Source organism: Thalassotalea marina (assembly GCF_014656435.1).
GTDB classification, from domain to species: domain Bacteria; phylum Pseudomonadota; class Gammaproteobacteria; order Enterobacterales; family Alteromonadaceae; genus Thalassotalea_C; species Thalassotalea_C marina.
In genome coordinates this window covers 90,678-111,142 of sequence record NZ_BNCK01000003.1, presented here as the reverse complement: position 1 = coordinate 111,142, position 20,465 = coordinate 90,678, and the positions used below count along the sequence as shown (strand labels likewise).

Sequence of the window (20,465 nt, the reverse complement as noted above, 5' to 3'; positions counted from 1 at the left end):
TAATACTACTAGTATATCCTTTAAAAGCATGTAATAAATGTATTTATGTGGAAATTATATCTATATTATTATAACAAAATGATTTAGTGAGAAGTTATGCTCAGTAACTTATGGAAAAAGAAAACATCACTGATCGTCGGAATTGATATTGGTTCACATGCAGCGAAAGCTGTATTAATCAGTCAAGGTGCTGATGGTTATCTGCTAGAAGCAGTTGCTAGTGAAGCAATGCCTCGTGGCGCTATTATTGACCGAGAAATTCAAGATATTGAAGCGGTGGGTAAAGTGATCGCGAAACTTCGCACCAATATTTCGTCTTCTGCCTCTCTGGCTGCAGCAGCTGTTTCAGGACAAACAGTTATCACTAAAGTTATTTATATGGACGTAGCGCTCACTGAGCAAGAACTCGCTAGCCAGATTGAAATTGAAGCGGATAGTTTGATTCCGTACCCTCTTGATGAAGTTAGTCTTGATTTTGAACCCTTAGAAGTGAACGAATCTGATCCCTCTAAGATAAATGTATTACTCAGTGCGGCGAGGACTGAATCGGTTGAAGCTAGAGTCTCCGCTCTTGAAGCCGGTGGTTTTACGACAAAAGTAATCGACGTTGAATCTTACGCAATTAGTCGCTCATATGACCTTTTGCTTGCCCAATTACCCGATGATGCAAGTGAAAAAGTGGTTGCCATGGTTGATGTCGGAGCATCAATGACGCTTTTTTCTGTGACAGAGAAAGGTACACACTTGTATAGTCGTGACCAATTGTTTGGTGGCGAACAGTACACTCGCTCGATTGTCTCGTATTACAATCAATCCTTTGAAGAAGCAGAAATTGCAAAAGTTGCTAATGAGCTCCCTCCTAATTACACCTTTGAAGTTTTAGCGCCGTTTCATACGATATTTGTTCAACAAATACGACGAGCAATTCAAATGTTTTTAACTTCAAGTGGCAAAGAAAGAATTGATTATTTATTGATTTCTGGCGGTTGTGCGCAAGTTGAAGGTATTGAACAGCTGCTGAATGAAGAACTCGGTATTCATACGGTTATTGCTAATCCGTTTAAGCACATGCAAATCGCGCCAAGTGTGGATAGTGAAAAACTTGCTAAAACTGCACCTCAGTTTGTTGTTGCCGCGGGCTTGGCACTAAGGAGTTTTACACCATGGCACATATAAACCTGCTTCCATGGCGTGAAGAGGCCGAAAAAACAAAACAGCGTGCATATTTTACCTTGCTTGCTTTTGTTGCATTAGCCACATTTGCCGTTGTTTTTTTGGTTGGGCAATTTTATCAATTACGTATTGATGGACAAGTTGCACGAAACCAATATTTGCAGAATGAGATCACTATTCTTGACGCTAGAATAAGTGAAATTAAAACACTTAATGAAAAGAAAGAAGAGCTAAAAACCAGAATCGCAGTAATTGAACAGCTACAGTTGCAACGTAACGTTGGAACTCAAGTTCTTGATGAAATTGCTAAAATTGTCCCTTCAGGCGTTTACTTAGTGAAAATGGAAAAGCAAGGTGGCATTATTCAATTGATTGGTAAAAGTGAATCTAATAACCATTTAGCAAACATGATCAGACAAATCGAAAACTCTGACTTTTTTTCTAATGCAATACTGGAATCGATCACTGCAACCGATGCACAAAGTAAACTATTAAGTGATTTCAAAATGCGTGTCACGATTAAAAGTTTAGTAGCGCAACCAACGAATGAGTCAGGGGAAAATAAATGAAAATAGACGTTTCCCAATTTGATAACCTTGAGCTTGACGACATTGGCAATTGGCCATTTCTACCAAAAGCCGTCTTTGCGATATTTCTGTCTATTGTTGTGTTAGGTTTAGGTTACGTGCTAATCGTAAGCAATAAAATAGATAAATTAAACCGAGTTGTTGCTCAGGAATCAGAGCTCAAAACCCAATATCAAAGTAAATATTACGTCGCAGCAAATTTGGAGCTGTTTCAACAACAAATGATTGAAGCGGAATCATTATTTGCCAAACAATTAAAGAGCTTACCTGAAAGCCACGAAACACCAGGCTTGCTTGATGATATTACTTTTGTTGGCACCACCAGTGGGCTGAACTTTGTTAAACTCAATTGGCAACCAGAAATTGTTCAAGAAATCTATATTGAACTTCCTATCGATATTGAAGTTATAGGTACCTACCACGATTTTGGTAATTTTGTCAGTAAAATTGCGGGGCTACCGAGAATTGTGACGCTACATGACTTTGATATCAACATGGCCCAGGGGCTAAATGGTGAGTTAAACTTGAAGTTGCAAGCAAAAACTTATCGATACCGGGAGACAAGTGAACAATGAAAAAGTTAGTCATTTCGGTATCGTTGGCGTGTTGTTTAGCAGGTTGCTTCGATGATACAAGTGATCTCAATGCCTATATTGACAAAGTAAAGGCAAACACACCAAATACCATTGAACCAATGCCAGCGGTTCCGGTGTTCAATCACATAAATTATGAGGCAGCTTCGTTAAGAAGCCCATTTGACGCACCTAAACCGGAAGCGATCCAAGAAAAGATTCAACAGATGTCAGGGTGCTTAAGCCCAGACCCAAGGCGTAGAAAACAACCACTTGAGAAATATGCACTGAGTGACCTAACGATGCGTGGAACACTCGGAGAACTAGACATTATCTGGGCGCTCGTTGAGGCGTCAGATGCTACACTACATAGAGTTGGTGTTGGCAACTATGTTGGGCTGTACAACGGGCGAGTGGCTGAAGTGAATCAAAACCAAGTAAAAGTAATCGAGCTAATTCCTGATGGCGCAGGCTGCTGGGTTGAACGAGAAACCACCGTTACTATGGTCGAAGCAAATAGTGAGGGGTAAGGGAAACAATGCTGCAATTTATATATATTAATAAGAAGTGTATGAACGTTTTGACAAAGGCAACCATTGGGATTGTTTTATCATTAATATCTTTAGTTTCTTTTGCTCAAGAACTTACGACGATTCGGTACAACACTATTCAAAATGATGAAATAGAACTGGTTTTTCTGATGAAAGATCAAATTTCGTCTCAACCTGAAGTGAAAACTTCAATGAACCCTGCAAAAATAGATATCACCTTTGACGCTGAGGTGTTTGCTCAAAGCCTCGCCGAAACTAGCATAGCGCATGCTGGTGTTGAAAAAGTTACTGTGACGAAGCTTGCAGGAAAAGTTGTCGCTACGGTTCATTTAGATCGTTTAGCTGTATTTGACGTCCGCTCTAAAGATAATGCATTTTCTTTAATCCTAAATAAAAACAACACACCTAAGGCACTTGGCAACCTCATGCCAGTCAATAGTGAGTTTATCAATAGTATCGAGAAAATTGATTTTCGTCGTAACAACAAAGATGAAGCTCAGATTTTGGTCGATTTGAACGATAGTATGGTAGCCGTTGATGTTAGCGATAGGCTAGGTAAAGTTTTTATCGAATTTCATAATACTAAGATTGATGAAGATATGCTGTACACTCTTGATGTTACTGACTTCGGAACAAAAGTGGAGTCGATAGAAACATTTCGAGAAGGCAATAACGCGCGATTGGTGATAGATATTGAAGGTAACTTTACCTTTGATCATGAACAACGAAATAATGTGTTTGTTTTGACTGTGACCGAAGATGTTAAGACACCGGGATATTTAGGTGACGCTGAAGATTTTTCTGGTCGAGCTATCTCTTTAAACTTCCAAGATATTTCGGTGCGCACGGTTTTACAAATTATCGCCGATCTTAATGGTTTTAACTTAGTAACCAGTGATACCGTAACCGGTAATATAACTCTTAGATTAGATGGTGTGCCATGGGATCAGGCTTTGGATATTATCCTGAAAGTTAAAGGGTTAGATAAACGCATGGAAGGTAACATTTTGATGGTTGCTCCTGGCGATGAATTGGCCGCCAGAGAAGCTAAGGAATTACAAGCTTTGCAGCAAGTTGCAGAACTTGCGCCTTTATATTCAGAGTATATTCAAGTTAACTACGCCAAAGCGTCTGAATTTGCTGATTTAGTTAAAAATGAAGACAACAGTATTTTGTCGCCGCGTGGCAGTGTCAGTGTTGATGAACGCACAAATACGCTTTTAGTGAGAGATACCGCACAGAGTATTGAAGACATTAAACGCATGGTAACGGTGTTAGATATTCCAGTCAGACAAGTGGTCATAGAATCTAGAATGGTCACTGTGAAGGACAACCTAAACGAAGAGTTAGGTATACGTTGGGGTGTTACCGATACTGATGGCGAATATTCAACCTCAGGAAACTTAACGGGGAGTAACACGGCAAGAACAGGTGTTGTTCCTAATTTAAATGATAGATTGAATGTAAACTTACCAGTCGCTAGTCCTGCAGGTAGCTTAGCGTTTCAAGTAGCTAGACTTGCTGATGGCACTATCTTAGATCTAGAGTTAAGTGCTTTAGAAAAGGAAAACAAAGGCGAAATTATTGCTAGTCCGCGTATTACCACAGCCAATCAAAAAGAAGCATATATTGAACAGGGTGTGGAAATTCCATACCAAGAGGCTGCATCAAGTGGTGCAACGTCAACCCAGTTTAAAAAGGCGGTATTAAGTTTAAAGGTAACGCCTCAAATTACGCCAGATAATCGCATAATCTTAGATTTAGTGGTTACGCAGGATACAGTTTCAGAAGTTACTAATGGTTCTGCACCCGCAATTGATACGCAACGCATCGGTACACAAGTTTTAGTTAATAATGGTGAGACCATTGTGCTAGGTGGAATTTATCAACAATCGGTAATAAACAGCGTGTCTAAAGTGCCTGTTTTAGGTGATATTCCATATTTTGGTTGGATGTTCCGTAACAGTAATAACTTTAATGAGAAAAAAGAGCTGCTTATTTTCGTTACACCTAGGATCGTAACTGAAAGATTTTAAAAGATTTTTGCGAGTAAGCTATGTTTTTGTACATTGCTTACTTGCAATCTGCTGCTAACAATTGCGATAATTACGCCCTTAAAATTTTCGAGGGAGGTTCCCTCTTACCCGTAAACCTATTTATTAACGAGTATTAAGTTAGTCTCATGGCAGAAAAACGTAACATTTTCTTGGTTGGCCCTATGGGCGCCGGTAAAAGCACCATAGGTAGAGAGTTAGCTGATAAACTTCATTTAGATTTTTATGATTCAGATCAGGAAATCGAGCGTCGCACAGGTGCTGATATTTCTTGGGTTTTCGATCTGGAAGGTGAAGAAGGCTTCCGCAAAAGAGAAGAGCAAGTTATTGATGATTTAACCGAGTTGCAAGGTATTGTATTAGCAACAGGTGGTGGTTCAGTGATTAGTAACCATGTACGCAATCGTTTATCTGCTCGCGGAATCGTTGTTTATCTAGAAACAACTATCGACAAACAAGTCGCCCGCACACAGAGAGATCGTCGTCGTCCATTACTTCAAACATCGGAAGAGCCACGCAGCGTATTGGAAAAATTAGCCGTTGAGCGCAACCCTCTTTATGAAGAGGTTGCTGACGTGATCGTTCAAACAGATGATCAGAGTGCTAAAATCGTTGCTAACAAAATCGTTGAGCGTTTAGAGTTCTAAAATGGCTACATTGCAGCTCGACCTCGCAGAGCGTAGCTACCCCATCTACATAGATAGTCACCTACTAACTTCAGGTGACTTATTGTCTCAACATATTCGTGGTAAAAGGGTGTGTATTGTCACGAATGATGTTGTTGCAGCGCTGTATCTTGAACAGTTGCAATTGCAACTCACTGATTTTGACGTTGACGTAATCATATTGCCCGATGGCGAAGCACAAAAAAGCTTAGCTAATTTTGAGCGCATTATGTCACACTTGCTTGCAAATACTCATGGCAGAGACTCAACACTTATTGCCCTAGGTGGTGGTGTTATTGGCGATATCACAGGGTTTGCAGCAGCATGTTATCAACGTGGTATTGATTTTATTCAAATACCAACAACTTTGCTTTCACAAGTAGATTCTTCAGTGGGTGGAAAAACTGCTGTTAATCATCCGTTGGGCAAAAACATGATTGGCGCTTTTTATCAGCCTAAAGCGGTTATCATAGATATTAATAGCCTGTCTTCCTTACCAGCTCGCGAATTTGCAGCAGGCATGGCAGAAGTTATTAAATATGGCATTTTAGGTGATGCTGCATTTTTTGATTGGTTAGAGCAAAATCAAGAACAAATAAAATCTGCTGACAAAGACACATTAATTGCGATGATCGAGCGATGCTGTCAATGTAAAGCAGACATTGTTTCTGCCGATGAAACCGAAGCTGGCATACGAGCATTACTCAACTTGGGGCATACCTTTGGCCATGCAATTGAAGCTGAAATGGGGTATGGCAACTGGCTCCATGGTGAGGCAGTAGCAACTGGCATGGTACTTGCTGCTAAACTTGCAGTTCAGTTGAATTTGCTGGAAGTGTCAGAACTACGACGAATTGAAGATTTATTATCTTCGTTCAATTTACCATTATCAGCGCCGGAAAGTATGGGTTTTGATAGTTTTATCAAACATATGCGTCGCGATAAGAAAAACGTAGCAGGTAAATTACGTTTAATTGTCCCTCATGCAATTGGCCAAGCGGTTATGCATGATGACATCAGTGAGGACATGCTTCAGCAAATTCTGTAAATCGCAGAGTAGGTGAAACATGTCAGCATTGGCACAATCTCTTCAAACTAAACAATCCGACAACTCACAAGTTACAGCAATTAGTTCTGTAGCACGTGTAGATTACATTCTCAGGTTTTCTAAACATGCCGTGGTCGTTGTTGATGAAAATTATTCAGAGTATTCTGCGGTTGGTAGCCAATTTCTAGCGAATTTATCAGTTGAACGAAACGCCGCTTATTTGACGGTATCAACTAAATTAGACGACGTTCAAATTCGTTGTCGCTTAGTTGAGCAATTGTTTGGACAAGTTTTGTTTGACCCTGAACAGTCGTTAGCGGTTAGTGTAGTAAATTTACTCAAACAACATCAACAACCGTTAACCATTGTTGTAGAACACGCACATCATTTATCTTTCCAGCTACTTCATGAGTTGTGTCAGCTTGCTGAAATAGGTAAAAAGGCAAGTTTGGATATTCAGGTTGTTATGTTGGCTCAACCTGAAGTGGCAATCAAAATGAACCAGCATACACTGCTGTTTCATAAGAAGTTGTCTATTATTTCTGCAGTATCTGGACAACTAATTCCTTTATCTGACAAGTCTTTCCAGTATAAAAAGTCTAGCGAGCGCTACGCCGTGCTGTTGAAATGGCTTGCGGCGTTTATGTTACTAGTGGTTATTTCAGCGGTAGTAATTTATCAGCTTTATCAAATGGAAACCTTTAAATTTAGTCAGCTTCCAGTAGCTGCCGAAACGACAGTGCAATCAAAATCTGTAGAAATAAGCGACTTAGCTGCTTTAACTATCACTGACGATAAAGCTATTACTAAAAAGGAAGAGCAAATCGATGTTGTAGGCAGTAAAGCAAACCCAATAGATATTTATCAAGCGTTATCAGGTGTAAATGGCCAAGAATTGCAAAAAAGTGTGGATAACACTATTACGGAAAAGGTTGAGCTTCCAGCGGCTCCGATTGACATAATTCAAAGCTTATCTGTGTCTTTTGCGCAACCAGAACCTGCTGTTACTCCAATTGAAACGACATTAGACACTGAAAGTGAAGTTCAAATTTCACCTAGTCAAAATTCACAAGAAGTAATAGCTGAACAAAAAGAAGTAAAAGAGCCTTCTGCTTTTGCTAATCAAGAAGGACTTGTTATACAGTTAAGCGTAGTGAGCGATAGTAAAGTAATTGAGCAACTGCGTTCTAGGTTAAAGGTTTATGGTGTTTTAACTTATGACAAGCTAGTTGGTAATAAAACGATGACGGTATTCACCTCTCCAGTATTTGAGACTCGTCAACAGGCGGAAAGCTTTCGTCAAACATTACCTGAGGAATTTGCATCGGGTGGTGGTTTTATTAAGTCATTAAGCGCAATAAAAGCTGAAATCAGTGCCTTTGAGCGCTCCCAATCTGACGCAAATCAAGTTACAATCCCCACCTCTTAAACACAGGTGGCTTTATTGCCATGTTAGGGTTATTTTTCTAAATGGTAAAAAAGCAACGAGCATTTTTAAAATGGGCTGGAGGAAAGTACAGCCTAATTGAAGAAATCAATAAACTATTGCCCGATGGCGATCGTTTAATTGAACCGTTTGTTGGTGCTGGCTCAGTGTTTTTGAATACCGATTATGATGAGTATTTATTGAATGACATCAATAAAGATTTAATTAACCTTTATCAAGCTATACAAAAGAAACCACAGTCTTTTATCGAAGACGCAAAAGCGTTTTTTACTGAGCAATGTAATCAAGCAGAAGCATACTACCATTTAAGAAGTGAATTTAATGCAAGTGTTGATAGTTACTACCGCTCGTTATTATTTCTTTATATGAACCGTCACGGTTATAACGGCTTATGCCGCTATAACAAGTCAGGTGGTTATAATGTACCTTTTGGTAAATACAAAAAACCATATTTCCCTGAAGCAGAAATTGAATTCTTCGCTGAAAAAGCACAAAAAGCTATCTTCATTTGTGAAGGCTATCGCCAGACCTTTGCTCGTGTGCAAAATAATGATGTTATTTATTGTGACCCACCGTATGTACCATTAAGCAAAACGGCAAGTTTTACTAGCTATGCAGGTAATGGTTTTGGCTTAGATGAACAAGCCGACTTGGCAAATGCGGCGGAAGAAACGGTAGCCGATAAAAAAGCGACCGTGCTGATCAGTAACCACAATACCATATGGACGCGTAAGATTTATCAAGGCGCAAACAAACGTAAAGCAATACAAGTTGCCCGCACGATTAGCCAAAAAGGCAGTAATCGAAAAAAAGTTGGTGAACTATTAGCCTTGTATAAGCCAGCGAAATAGTTAATTAATCCAGCTCCAAAATGCCTCGAATTCAGACAACAATATCGAGTTAGAAATATAAGAGTTTGCTAAGTTATTATTTTGTTTGATGTAGTACTATTTCTGAAATAAACCTGAGGTTAAACAACTACTACTAATTGAGTTAGCTGACAACCAGCGAAACAATTGCCATTAATGTTAGTACAAAAAGCACAACAAAAATTAACCCAATAATAACAAAATGGGAAAACTTTCCAGACGAAAAATCTCTTTGCCTATTTTTGTTGCTCTGAACGCCAAGTAAAGCCGAAGCAACACTTTTAATGGTATCCTTAATAGGGAGCGCAAGAAACATAGTTATCAATCCTTCAATGACACTCCCTATACCCTAACATGAGAATGTAGAAATTGGTAAAAAAATAACCAACTCCTGCTAGGGATTCTATAGCGAAATATCAATTGCGTAGGTTAAATATACTTTTAGATCACCTGCTGAGCCATCGGCATCAGTTTTTGATAAACCAAACGTAAATCCATTTTTGTTTAGATTTATGCCAAAATCCATTGTTTCTTCGGCCAGCCAGTCACCAGTGTACGATCCTACATGGAAACCCAATTCAGCATCATGAGCGACAGGAACACTGTAGTCTGCTGAAACATACAATGAATCACCAAAATCACCACCTTCGCCATCTGCTAATACAGCGACGCCGACGCTGAGCCTTTGAATAGAAAAGTTAGCATAAATTTCAGAAAAATCGGCATCGCCGGAAGCTTCATCTGGGTATGCAAAATAAATAAATCCAAAATCATACCCAATACTATCGTTTAAACTACCACTAAAGCCGGCATATAAATCCAGCTCATAGGTCATTCCTTCGGCCCAGTCAGCATTCGACGCCCATGTGCCCATGTAAAAACCACTATCATAGGACAAGTCTAAGCCTCCTGAAATAGCAGCTTTACCTTGGGTTTGCTCTAAGCCTCGCCATAGGTAATTGCTGGTCGCAGCTACATTGGCACTTAGCTCACCGGCAAGGGCTGAGTTCATATGTAAAGCAGAACAACATATAAGCGTGGAAACAGTTAAAGTATTTTTATTGTATTTCATATAATTACTCTTCTTGGTTGTGTAGTTACAGAGGGTACAATTGGCAGTTGCAAAACCAATGCCTGTTATAGACAATTCACTGTGTTTCTTGTTAAAGCTATATAAAACAGTTAGATAGGGTGTTGTGGATTAATTGGTAAGCGGCGGCAGTTAAATACACGAACAAGTTTGGTGCAAAAATAAACTGTGTTGTTCAAAAAAAGTGCAGCTAGTAGTGGTCGATTATTTTGAACATTTAGTATAAAGTAGCGCTGTTTTTTTAAGAGAAAATCAGCATGTCATCATTTTTAATTGCACCATCTATTTTATCCGCAGATTTCGCTCGACTTGGGGAAGACGTTGATAACGTTCTTGCCGCAGGAGCAGATGTTATTCATTTTGATGTAATGGATAATCACTATGTACCAAACTTAACCTTTGGTCCTATGGTATGTAAGTCGTTGCGTGACTACGGTATTACGGCTCCAATAGACGTTCATTTAATGATTAAGCCAGTTGATACACTGATTCCTGCATTTGCCGAAGCAGGGGCTGACATTATCACCTTTCATCCGGAAGCAAGTGAACATGTTGATCGCAGCATACAGCTGATTAAAGATAGTGGCTGTAAAGCCGGGCTAGTATTAAACCCTGCAACGCCGTTGTCTGTCTTAGATTTTGTCATGGATAAAGTCGATGTCATCTTATTAATGTCGGTAAACCCAGGTTTTGGTGGCCAGTCATTTATTCCGGGGACTATCGATAAAATAAAATTAGTAAAACAGCGCATTGTAGAGAGTGGCCGCGATATTCGTTTAGAAGTTGATGGTGGTGTCAAAGCAGACAACATTGCTGAAATTGCCAAGGCGGGCGCCGATATGTTTGTTGCCGGCTCTGCGATTTTCTCAAAACCAGATTACAAAGTAGCGATTGACGAAATGCGTCAAGCGTTAGCTAGCATTTAAAAAGAGAGTTATAGGTAGATTAATAATGAATAAACCCGTTGTATTAAGTGGCTGTCAGCCTTCAGGTGAACTAACGATAGGAAATTATTTAGGCGCTCTGAAACAGTGGGTCAATATGCAAGAAAGCCATCATTGTTATTACATGCTGGTTGATCAGCATGCAATTACAGTTCGCCCTGATCCTGCAGCACTACATAAAGCAACACTCGATGGTTTAGCCTTGTACCTTGCTTGTGGTGTGGACCCTGAAAAAAGTACTATTTTCATTCAATCTCATGTGCCTGAGCACTCACAATTGAGCTGGGTACTAAATTGCTATACGCAAATGGGTGAATTAAACCGCATGACGCAGTACAAGGATAAGTCACAAAAATCAGAAGCAAATATGAATGCTGGTTTATTTACTTATCCTGTTTTGATGGCGGCAGATATACTGTTATACGCAGCAAACCATGTGCCTGTTGGCGATGATCAAAAGCAACACTTAGAATTAGCGCGAGATGTGGCGACTCGCTTTAATAACCTTTACGGTGACATTTTTGTAGTGCCTGAGCCACATATTCCAGAATTTGGCGCTCGTATTATGAGCCTACAAGATCCGCTGAAGAAAATGTCTAAATCAGACGATAATCCTGGCAATTTTATTGGCTTGTTAGAAGATCCGAAAAAGATCGCTAAGAAAATAAAACGTGCAGTGACTGATTCAGATGAGCAAGCGCGAATCTTCTTTGACGTCGCAGAAAAACCAGGTGTGTCAAACCTATTATCGCTATTGTCGTGCACGACAAATCAATCTGTCGCTGAATTAGTACCACAATATGAAGATAAAATGTATGGCCACTTAAAAGGTGATGTTGCCGACGCGGTAGTTTCAATGTTAGAACCTATCCAAGAGCGATTTAATCAATACCGTAATGACCAGGCGTATTTAAATGAAGTGATGCGTAACGGCGCTGATAAAGCTTCAGAACGTGCTTCAGGAGTTCTTAAAGCGGTATACGATGCAATAGGCTTTGTGGGCAAACCTTAATAAGATAACAATCTAAGACAGATGCATTAAAAAAGGTAGCTCATAAGCTACCTTTTTCTTTGGAAGTATAAAGTTGTAATTCAATTGTTAGCTGTTACTTTGCGTCATTCGATAACTTTCGAGTGGTCTGCGTAAGGTACGATTAGTCACTGGTGAATTATAGCCCATGCGCAAAAACATTAAGCCATAACCTTTGTTTTCTACAATGTTTGCCATCTCCTGTTGAACCGCTGCTAATCTTGGCATCAAGGGCTCTTCAATTTGTAAATGCCCTAATGAAAATACGCCCGGAGCAGCATAAGGTTGCACCGCTAGCTTATCTGCAGCTGCTTGTAACCAAATACGCTGAAGCGCTTGCCCACCACGAATTACATCACGACGGCTATTACTTGGAATTTTTAATAATACAAGTAACGGTGAGAATGCAATTGGTACTTTAACCGAGCGCAAGCCTAACATTTTTGAACCGCCTAATTTATTAAAGAAGTTCATATATTTCCATTTAGACATTAACTTAAAAAATGGTCTGGCTGGCGCTTCAATGGCTAAGGTTGATACTGGCATACCTTCGGCGGGTGTTGGATTTTCAAAGTCGACTGTTGAAAATAGCTCTTGATGAAGTAACTGGCTCTCAAAGCGGATGGTTTCCGCTTTTTGAATGACAGGCAACACCTTTTGTTTACTTGCCTTGTTGTCATAAATGGCAAGCTCACATTGATGAAACTCGGCAGCTTGTTGTAAGCGAGTTATTACCTCTTGTTGAACTGGGCCTTTAAAAGGAAACCTACGATCGGTACAGCGCTCAGTAATTGCTTGAACAAGCGGGTTTGGCTGAATGGGTGTTGCGGCTTTGGTAAAAGTGACGTTTGCTATATGTCTAGGTTGATGTTCGATATCAGGAAAATATTGAATATCACAGTCATAACCTAACGAGCTACCTTTAATAATCGCATTTTCAAGCACTGCACCGAGTGCTATATCAGATAATGCAAAACCTTGATCTGTCGCTTTTCCCGAACGTGTTTCATCGGTAAAAAACTTTATTGTGTTTTGACCATCGTAATCAAATAAAAAAGGTAAACTATTGTCGGCTGATGGAGCAAAAATCGCCGCTTCAATAATGGCATTTACGTCTTGTTGACTTAGCATAGCTAAACATCCTAACTAAAAGATTTAAATCAAATTCCCATTTTGCGCTTAGCAATATGATAAGCCAACTTTTGAATAGGGTTGTTATTGCCACCCGGACGCCAAGTTTTTTTGAATTTATTACGATAGGCGTCAAAATGTAAACCCCAAGGCACGTTTAATACATCACCACGATTGAGAAAAATTTTCACCACTTGAGCTGCGGCAACACCTGCAGCTAATTGGCAGCCAACAAACGTTGATGGGCCTTTTTTATTGGCAAGATCTAACCTTGTTGGGTCAACTAAATAGCTACTTTGTAAAGCAGCAGGAGTTAAGCCAAGGAAAAACTTTAAGTATTGTTCATTTTCTGTGTGACCTTCTAACCTAAAGTATTCTTCAAAGGTCATTTGTCCGGGGAGAAAGTTTAGATAAGCCGTGCCCATACCAATAGGTGCAGCTGTAGTGGCAGGAATTTGTTTTTTAGCACACTGATCAAAAACCAGTCTTCTAGCATCTACAGCGAAAAAGTCTAACGAATCAACATAACAATCAACGCCGTCTAAAAAGTCGTGAATGTTATCTTCGTTAATACCTTGTTCAAACGTTTTAATTTCTAGCTCTGGATTAATGTCCAATGCCATTTTCACCATAGTATCTAACTTAGGTGCACCGTAAGTATTGATATTGGCACCAACTTGGCGATTTGTGTTTTCACAGCCAAATTCGTCAAAATCTGATACGTGAAATTTGCCAATGCCAATTCTTACTAGCGTTAAAAAATGATCTCCGCCAACTCCGCCCATTCCAGCAATAGCAATACATTTGTTTTTAAGTTGATGTTGTTCTTCTTCTGTAAACCACCCAATATTACGAGAAAACGCCAGGTCGTAATCAAATTGATGTGACATGTATAAGCCTTATTATTTAGGGTTTCGATAAATTTCAGGAATTTTAAATGTGTTATCTGCACTATAATCATGCAGTGAAATTTGCGTGAGTAGCTCTTTTTCTATGATGTCATAAAGTTCGCGCATTTGTTCATTGAGTTCTCGGTAGAAATTTTCTTTGCGCAAATAAAACATAGCACGACGCCCATGATAATCAGTTTCTTCACCAATTTGGTCAAAGGGAAGACCGAATCGTTGTAGTCTCCGGTTTAGGCGAGTCTCCATCATCACCATTATACCCACGTGATTGCACATGGCTGCTAGCGCTAAGCCGCCTAAATACAAGCCGATGGCAATATTAGGAAAGTTTCGGCGCTCTTCCTCTGAATACATGGTATCTGGATTTACATTAGCCAAGATATAAGGTTTGTTTTTTTCTTGTTCACGTCGTCTAAACGAAGAAAGTACGGCAAGTCGCGAGATTTCACCAAAGCCACCTCGCGGTAAGGTATTGGTATCTAACACTTCGCGCTTTAAGCTGTCCATGCAGTGTTGTTCAAATGGCAATAAATATTGTGGGTTTTCACCAGGTGGAATAATCAAACGAATACAGCCAGCATAGGTACCAGTTCGTCTATGCTCCAACAAGCAGTGATACGCATAATCATCACATTCGTCGGTTTCTATCTTATCGTCGTTGCTAGGTTCCCAGCCGAGTTCGTCGGCATAAACACTGTACCTTATTTTGTAAGCTTCCTGCTGTAGCTCCTTGGTACTGGCGAATTTGATCCTAAAATATTGATCAAAATTCTTAGCTATTGAATATCCACTCATTTTTTTTATTTGCGCCTTGTAAAACCTATCATTAAATATAACAGCATATGGTGAAATTTCATTACTTATTTCAATGTTAATTTTTCGTTAAAATAATATTTCACTTAAATGTGGCTGGCTAAGAAAATCTTTTGGGCTAGCTGAAGCTCCATAAGCTCCTGATTGGAATACTACTATATAGTCGCCAACATCAGCTTTGGGTAGCTCAACCGCTTGCCCTATGATATCTAAAGGTGTGCAAAGTGGGCCCACAATATCTACTTTTTCCATAGGAGATTCAGCTGTATCTACTAGCTTATTACCTATGGCAAGAGGGTAGTTTTTTCTGATCACCTGCCCAAAATTACCTGAATTAGCCAAATGATGATGTAGGCCTCCGTCACATACTAAATAAGTTTTGTCACGAGAGACTTTCTTATCAACGACCTTGCAGACATAAAGCCCAGCTTCTGCCACCAAATATCTACCTAATTCAACAATTAAATCTATGCCTGCCAATTTATCGCTATTGTTACATAATTTATGTAAGTTATTTGCGATTGGATCAATGTTTAGTGCTTTTTCTTTGGCAAAATAAGGAACACCAAAGCCACCACCTAAATTAATGTGTGAAATTGGGACAGGTGTTGCATCAACAAGCTTCAGGGCAAGTTCAAAAGTTTGATTATGCATGTCGATGATAGCGTTTGCGTCTAGATTTTGTGAACCTGCGTAAATATGAAAACCTTTGAAGGTCATATTTTCATAGTCGAGCGAAGGCAGAGCGGATAACACGACCTCTTCATCAACACCAAAAGGCTTGGCACCGCCCGCCATTTTCATGCCGGAAGCTTTTAACTCAAATGCTGGATTGACTCTAATAGCGATATTAGGCTTGCGGTTGACAGATTTGCCAATAGCGATAGCGCGTTTTATTTCGTTGAGCGACTCTGCATGCAAAATAACGCCTGTTAATATTGCCGCTGTTAAATCTCCATCAGATTTACCAGGGCCCGCAAAGCTAATGTGGTTTGCTGGCATTCCTGACTCTAATGCCAGTAACATTTCTTTTTTAGATGCAACATCAAACCCTTTAACTAAAGGCTTTATAAAGTGCACCAAAGGTAAATAAGGATTTGCTTTAATTGCATAATGTAGATTGATGCGTTTTGGCAACTGCTCAACCAGTGTTGTTATGCGCTGTTGAACAATACTGGAATCATAAACGTAAAAAGGTGTCTGCCCGACGATCGCGTCAATGTCTGTTAAGTTTTTATCTTGCACCATTAATTGGTTGTTGAGACTGCCAAAGTGATTTTGTTTTTCGTGATGATTAATCATGCGTTTCTTTATCCAAAAAATGGTTTTTATATTTGCTGTTTAACAAACTACGATCAATCTTCCCATTAGCATTTTTAGGAAGCTGATCAACTACAAGCACTTGTTTAGGCTTCATGTAGTTGGGTAATTCTTTTAAACAAAGCTGCGTGATGTTATTGCTAATCGATTCTACGCTTTGTTCATTATTTGTTGAAACTAACACCAAAATCGCCTGCCCTAAATCAGCATCGTATGCGCCGACTACCGCTACTTCGACGATGTTTGGATGTTGATATATGCACTCTTCGATTTCAGCAGGGCTGACACGGTAACCTGACGTTTTAATCATTTCATCTTGCCTAGCGACAAAATACAAATAGCCTTCTTCGTCTCTGTACACAGAGTCACCTGACCAAACCGCCTTTTGATTAATTGGTATACCGCTGGGTTGCAGCGGACTTGGTTTGAATCTTATTTCTGTGCGTTTAATGTCGTTCCAATAACCAAGAGAAACCAATGGCCCCAAATGCACTAATTCGCCAGGCTGATTTGCAGGGCACTCGTTGCCATTTGAATCGAGTACAAGAATTTCCGCATTGGGGATGGCTTTACCTATGGAGGTTGGGCGATGATCAATCTGCTCAGGGCAAAGGTAAGTAGAGCGAAATGCTTCAGTTAAGCCATACATCAAATAGGGCTTGGCATTTGGTAAGTGCTGTCTTAAGGTATTGAGATTGGCTTGAGCTAACACACCCCCACTGTTTGTAAAATACCTTACGCTACTGACATCGTATTTGTTCCAGTCAATACTGCAAAGCTGCGCCCACAATGGCGGAACAGCGGCTAACCCCGTAATTTTGTAGCTATCAATAGCTTTAAGCACATCTCGAGGTAATAAGTAATCTAATAACACACAGGTAGCGCCAACAAGTAAGCTGGTAGTCAGTTGGCTAAAACCATAATCAAAACTAAAGGGCAGTGCGGCGAGGATAGTATCATCACTTGTATTTTTTAAGTAGGTTGCGACAGAATTTGCACCTAATACGATGTTTTGATGAGATAACACCACACCTTTAGGCTTTCCTGTACTACCGGAGGTATAAAAAATAGCAGCAACATCACTTCCTGTTGATGTGATTGACGGACTATTTCCTTGTTCAACTAGCAGCGAAGACCAAGTTACTATTTGAATACTTGCTGGTAATGCTATTTTGCTATCAAAATCATCGATTAAAATAATAAACTTTAATGATGGTAGTTGAGTCAACATTGTCTCTAGCGCCATTAACCGTGCTTTATTAGTGATTAATAATTCAATATCACAGTCATTAATAATGTGTGATACCTGAGCTGACTTTAATATCGGATTAATAGGCACAAATATTCGCTGACAGCGACTTGTTCCCAGCATAGAAATAACAGCTTCTTCGGTTTTGTGTAGATAAATACCAATGCGAGCGTGACGGCCGGTAGTGTAGCGCTGCAAACCTCTGCTTATTTGCTCAACATTTGTGTTGAGTTCTTGGTAGGTAGTGGACTTTTTATTAGTTATAAGCGCCAATTTATCCGGGTAGTGTTTAACACTATCTTCGATAAGCTGATGCACGAGGTTGATCATTATTCATCCTGAAAGTAGCGTAACGTTTTATTTGCACATGTTAATATGAAACAACAATCGTTTGCCAGAACAAGAATGTTTAATAAATGTTTATTTTTGCAAACCTTTGCAAGGAAGCTCACATCGTTTTAGCGGCTAAATTATCAATATTAAGCGCTTTAACTTTAATGGGCAGTATTTTTAATGCCGTATGATAGCCTTTAAAGTACAGAGCTTCTTTTTGTTCTGTAGTCATATTGAAGTCTACTGCTGAAGATGTTCCAGTGTTAACTACCACGGTATTGTGCCAAAACGCTTCGTTGATATATTCCCGTGAAATCGTTGTCATAAAAGTTCTGATCAATAGGCTCACATATTGCACTATAGGGAATAAGCCTTTAATTTTAATATCGTCATATTCATAGTCACCTTTTAGGCGAAAACAAATAACAGGAGTGCCATCATTTGCCCAGTCTCGATGTAAAGCATCTTCTGACAAAATACTGCCATCAACCATCAGGTGTTCATCAAATTTTTTGAAGCTAAATACTAAAGGAATAGACATAGAAAACCTAACGGCAAGCGATACTTTCACGTCTGGCGTTTTTTCTTTGTTAAAAATAACAGGTTTACCTCGTGCTACGTCAGTTGCCACGACGTGTAAATCGTATTTCATTTCTTTAAAGGTTTTGCCATTTAATAAACGATCTATCCATCGTTCAAACACATCTCCAGAGCTTAAACCGCCATTTCGTATCAATTTGACCAGAGAAAACCCTCTAAACTGAGAGTAGTCTGTGTTTAAGGCAATGTGTTTAACTTCGGCTAATGACAAGCCTGAAGCAAATAAGCTGCTTATAATACTACCTCCCGATACACCAACTATAGTGTCGAAGGGAATGTTGTATTCGTCTAGCGCTTGTAATATGCCTACGTGTGCAGGTAAGCGAGTGCCACCGCCTGCTAATATTGGAACTATTTTATTTGCTGTCATAGTGCTAAATCAAAAACTAACTTATTGTTATCCGTATAATTATGGATAATACCCACTATAATACCTTTATCAAATTATAGTTTGATTTTGCTCAAACAATAGTCTTTGGAAAAAATAATGAAAAAATTGCTCATACTTTGCTGCTTTTTCTTTGTTGGTAATCTTTCTGCTAATGAATTGATTCAAACAATAAAAAAAATAAAACCTTCCGTGGTCGGCATAGGTGTTTATACTCCAACGGGGCGCCCTAAAAATACCCTTCATGGCACAGGATTTGTTGTAGGAAATGGTCAGTTTATTGTTACCAATCATCATGTTGTGCCTAAAGAGCTAAAGCGTGATTTGTTACAGGAACTTGCGGTATTTGTTGTTGCTGGTAAAGAGACTATAGTGCGCAAAGCTACTTTGATTGACTGGTCAGCTAAATATGATCTAGCGCTCTTAAAAATTGAGGGTAAAGCTTTACCGGCAATGAAGTTAGGTAGTGAAAAGTTTATTGATGAAGGGAGTGAAATCGCATTTACTGGCTTTCCAATTGGTGCTGCCCTTGGTCTTTATCCCGCGACACACAGGGGTATTGTCGCCGCAATAACTCCAACAATTACGCCAGTAGATGCTGCTAAACAAATTAACATAGCCATGTTAAAAAGATTACGAGATCCCTATTTAGTTTACCAACTAGACGCCACTGCCTATCCTGGTAACAGTGGTAGCGCCCTATATGAAGCTGACACAGGTGTTGTAATAGGCGTTATTAATAAAGTGTTTGTTCAAGAAACTAAAGAAGGGGTGATAAGTAAACCAAGTGGTATCACTTACGCAATTCCGGTTAAACATGTACTGGCATTGCTGAAAAAAAATAAAGTCAAATAGCTTTACCCCTTGATGGAACTACTCTACGGCGTGTTGTTGGAGGTTTGATGCTGACTTCTTAGCGTCTAACATATCAGACACGCTGACTAATTCAATATCGTGTTCTTTTAGCAGCGGGATTAACTCTAACAAAGCCTTCACGGTTTCGGGGTGAGGGTGTGCAATGGCTACTACACGCCTGTTTTTTTTGGCCTGTGCAATTAACAATGAAAATTGCTGACCAATGTATTCAGAACTCAGTTCATTATCAAGAAACAAATGTCTGCTTAAACTTGGTACATCAAATCGCTCTGCTAATTGTCTCGCTTTTGAACGTTCCGTGGTCACGCTGTCGATAAACATTAACTGTTTTTCTTTTAAAAAACGCATCGTCCAAACCATGGGGGAATATTGTGCCGTTAATTTACTGCCCATATGGTTATTTAAACCTATGGCAAAAGGTAACTCTTGATAGGCCTGCAATAGGGCGTGTCTTACTTCTCCTTCATCCATTGAACTAGTGAGCCCGCCAGGACCAAGCGCTTTACCTGAACTCGCTTCCATCGGCATATGAATGATGACATCTTTGTTGGCGAGGTGTGCTTGATTCGCGATGGTTTGTCCAAATGGCGTGTGAGGTAATACGGCAAATGTGATATCGCCTGGCAGGTTTAATACGTCACTGTCTGTTTTGCGATAACCAATGTCGTCAATAATAATGGCAACTTGGGCTGAATTGGCCAAACAAGTGGTTGCAATCAATAAAGTCAGTAACGCAGTCGCAATTTTAGTTACAACATGCATTGATAATGTTTTAGCGTAGCGGCGTTTGATAGAAAAGTACAAGTTAGTTAACACA

The 20,465-nt window shown here is 39.6% G+C and carries 21 protein-coding genes; 12 read left to right on the top strand and 9 right to left on the bottom strand.

Translation table 11 applies throughout. The annotated features are described in order from the left end of the window. The first annotated feature begins 96 nt into the window (after nt 1–96). The 9 genes from IE199_RS06975 (at nt 97) to IE199_RS06935 (ending at nt 8,948) form a co-directional block, all read left to right on the top strand. Nucleotides 97–1,176, top strand: coding sequence for a pilus assembly protein PilM (locus IE199_RS06975; protein WP_189768593.1), 1,080 nt, complete (start codon nt 97–99; stop codon nt 1,174–1,176). Beyond that, a complete protein-coding gene (locus IE199_RS06970) occupies nt 1,164–1,742 on the top strand; it encodes a PilN domain-containing protein (protein WP_189768591.1) in 579 nt (192 codons plus the stop codon). Before IE199_RS06975 ends, IE199_RS06970 begins: the two co-directional genes overlap by 13 nt. After that, on the top strand, nt 1,739–2,335 hold the full coding sequence (locus tag IE199_RS06965) for a type IV pilus inner membrane component PilO (protein ID WP_189768589.1): 597 nt from the start codon (nt 1,739–1,741) through the stop codon (nt 2,333–2,335). Before IE199_RS06970 ends, IE199_RS06965 begins: the two co-directional genes overlap by 4 nt. Further along, complete coding sequence (locus IE199_RS06960; RefSeq protein WP_189768587.1) at nt 2,332–2,862, top strand: pilus assembly protein PilP; 531 nt, start codon at nt 2,332–2,334, stop codon at nt 2,860–2,862. Before IE199_RS06965 ends, IE199_RS06960 begins: the two co-directional genes overlap by 4 nt. Nucleotides 2,863–2,903: 41 nt before the next feature. Beyond that, complete coding sequence (locus IE199_RS06955; RefSeq protein ID WP_229854587.1) at nt 2,904–4,919, top strand: type IV pilus secretin PilQ; 2,016 nt, start codon at nt 2,904–2,906, stop codon at nt 4,917–4,919. A 146-nt stretch (nt 4,920–5,065) separates the two neighbouring features. Then, the gene (aroK, locus tag IE199_RS06950) at nt 5,066–5,584 is read left to right on the top strand and encodes a shikimate kinase AroK (RefSeq protein ID WP_189768583.1); all 519 of its coding nucleotides are present in this window, start codon (nt 5,066–5,068) and stop codon (nt 5,582–5,584) included. Between the two features lies 1 nt (nt 5,585). Next, complete coding sequence (gene aroB / locus IE199_RS06945; RefSeq protein WP_189768581.1) at nt 5,586–6,650, top strand: 3-dehydroquinate synthase; 1,065 nt, start codon at nt 5,586–5,588, stop codon at nt 6,648–6,650. 19 nt (nt 6,651–6,669) lie between these two features. Then, nucleotides 6,670–8,079 carry a hypothetical protein gene (locus tag IE199_RS06940; protein WP_189768579.1) on the top strand — a complete coding sequence of 470 codons (1,410 nt, stop codon included), beginning with the start codon at nt 6,670–6,672 and terminating at the stop codon, nt 8,077–8,079. A 41-nt stretch (nt 8,080–8,120) separates the two neighbouring features. Continuing rightward, a complete protein-coding gene (locus IE199_RS06935; protein WP_189768577.1) occupies nt 8,121–8,948 on the top strand; it encodes a Dam family site-specific DNA-(adenine-N6)-methyltransferase in 828 nt (275 codons plus the stop codon). A 142-nt stretch (nt 8,949–9,090) separates the two neighbouring features. On the opposite strand, the gene IE199_RS06930 is transcribed toward IE199_RS06935, so the two are convergent. Together IE199_RS06930 and IE199_RS06925 are read right to left on the bottom strand one after the other, a co-directional pair. Further along, nucleotides 9,091–9,282: a DUF2970 domain-containing protein gene (locus IE199_RS06930; RefSeq protein ID WP_189768575.1), complete on the bottom strand. Its 192-nt coding sequence runs from the start codon at nt 9,280–9,282 to the stop codon at nt 9,091–9,093. Between the two features lie 87 nt (nt 9,283–9,369). Further along, nucleotides 9,370–10,038, bottom strand: a complete 669-nt coding sequence (locus IE199_RS06925; RefSeq protein ID WP_189768573.1) for a TorF family putative porin — start codon at nt 10,036–10,038, stop codon at nt 9,370–9,372. A 275-nt stretch (nt 10,039–10,313) separates the two neighbouring features. Between IE199_RS06925 and rpe the strand changes: the two genes are divergently transcribed. Together rpe and trpS are read left to right on the top strand one after the other, a co-directional pair. After that, a complete protein-coding gene (gene rpe / locus IE199_RS06920) occupies nt 10,314–10,982 on the top strand; it encodes a ribulose-phosphate 3-epimerase (RefSeq protein ID WP_189768571.1) in 669 nt (222 codons plus the stop codon). 25 nt (nt 10,983–11,007) lie between these two features. Next, on the top strand, nt 11,008–12,012 hold the full coding sequence (trpS, locus tag IE199_RS06915) for a tryptophan--tRNA ligase (RefSeq protein ID WP_189768569.1): 1,005 nt from the start codon (nt 11,008–11,010) through the stop codon (nt 12,010–12,012). Between the two features lie 87 nt (nt 12,013–12,099). On the opposite strand, the gene IE199_RS06910 is transcribed toward trpS, so the two are convergent. The 6 genes from IE199_RS06910 to IE199_RS06885 all read right to left on the bottom strand — a co-directional run bounded on the left by IE199_RS06910 (nt 12,100) and on the right by IE199_RS06885 (nt 18,754). Next, the gene (locus IE199_RS06910) at nt 12,100–13,161 is read right to left on the bottom strand and encodes a nitroreductase family protein (protein WP_189768567.1); all 1,062 of its coding nucleotides are present in this window, start codon (nt 13,159–13,161) and stop codon (nt 12,100–12,102) included. 29 nt (nt 13,162–13,190) lie between these two features. Further along, the gene (locus tag IE199_RS06905; RefSeq protein ID WP_189768565.1) at nt 13,191–14,051 is read right to left on the bottom strand and encodes a ThiF family adenylyltransferase; all 861 of its coding nucleotides are present in this window, start codon (nt 14,049–14,051) and stop codon (nt 13,191–13,193) included. 12 nt (nt 14,052–14,063) lie between these two features. Continuing rightward, nucleotides 14,064–14,864: a PEP-CTERM/exosortase system-associated acyltransferase gene (locus tag IE199_RS06900; protein WP_189768563.1), complete on the bottom strand. Its 801-nt coding sequence runs from the start codon at nt 14,862–14,864 to the stop codon at nt 14,064–14,066. 87 nt (nt 14,865–14,951) lie between these two features. Next, nucleotides 14,952–16,184: a pyridoxal-dependent decarboxylase, exosortase A system-associated gene (locus tag IE199_RS06895; RefSeq protein ID WP_189768561.1), complete on the bottom strand. Its 1,233-nt coding sequence runs from the start codon at nt 16,182–16,184 to the stop codon at nt 14,952–14,954. After that, entirely contained in the window at nt 16,177–17,781 is a 1,605-nt protein-coding gene (locus IE199_RS06890) for an acyl-CoA ligase (AMP-forming), exosortase A system-associated (protein ID WP_189768559.1), read from the bottom strand. Before IE199_RS06890 ends, IE199_RS06895 begins: the two co-directional genes overlap by 8 nt. A gap of 118 nt (nt 17,782–17,899) precedes the next feature. Continuing rightward, nucleotides 17,900–18,754: a patatin-like phospholipase family protein gene (locus tag IE199_RS06885; RefSeq protein WP_189768557.1), complete on the bottom strand. Its 855-nt coding sequence runs from the start codon at nt 18,752–18,754 to the stop codon at nt 17,900–17,902. A 117-nt stretch (nt 18,755–18,871) separates the two neighbouring features. Between IE199_RS06885 and IE199_RS06880 the strand changes: the two genes are divergently transcribed. Next, nucleotides 18,872–19,627, top strand: a complete 756-nt coding sequence (locus IE199_RS06880) for a S1 family peptidase (RefSeq protein ID WP_189768555.1) — start codon at nt 18,872–18,874, stop codon at nt 19,625–19,627. Nucleotides 19,628–19,645: 18 nt separating this feature from the next. On the opposite strand, the gene IE199_RS06875 is transcribed toward IE199_RS06880, so the two are convergent. Continuing rightward, nucleotides 19,646–20,464 (bottom strand): divergent polysaccharide deacetylase family protein, encoded by an 819-nt coding sequence (locus tag IE199_RS06875; protein WP_229854586.1) that lies wholly within the window; start codon nt 20,462–20,464, stop codon nt 19,646–19,648. Nucleotide 20,465 lies beyond the last annotated feature (1 nt).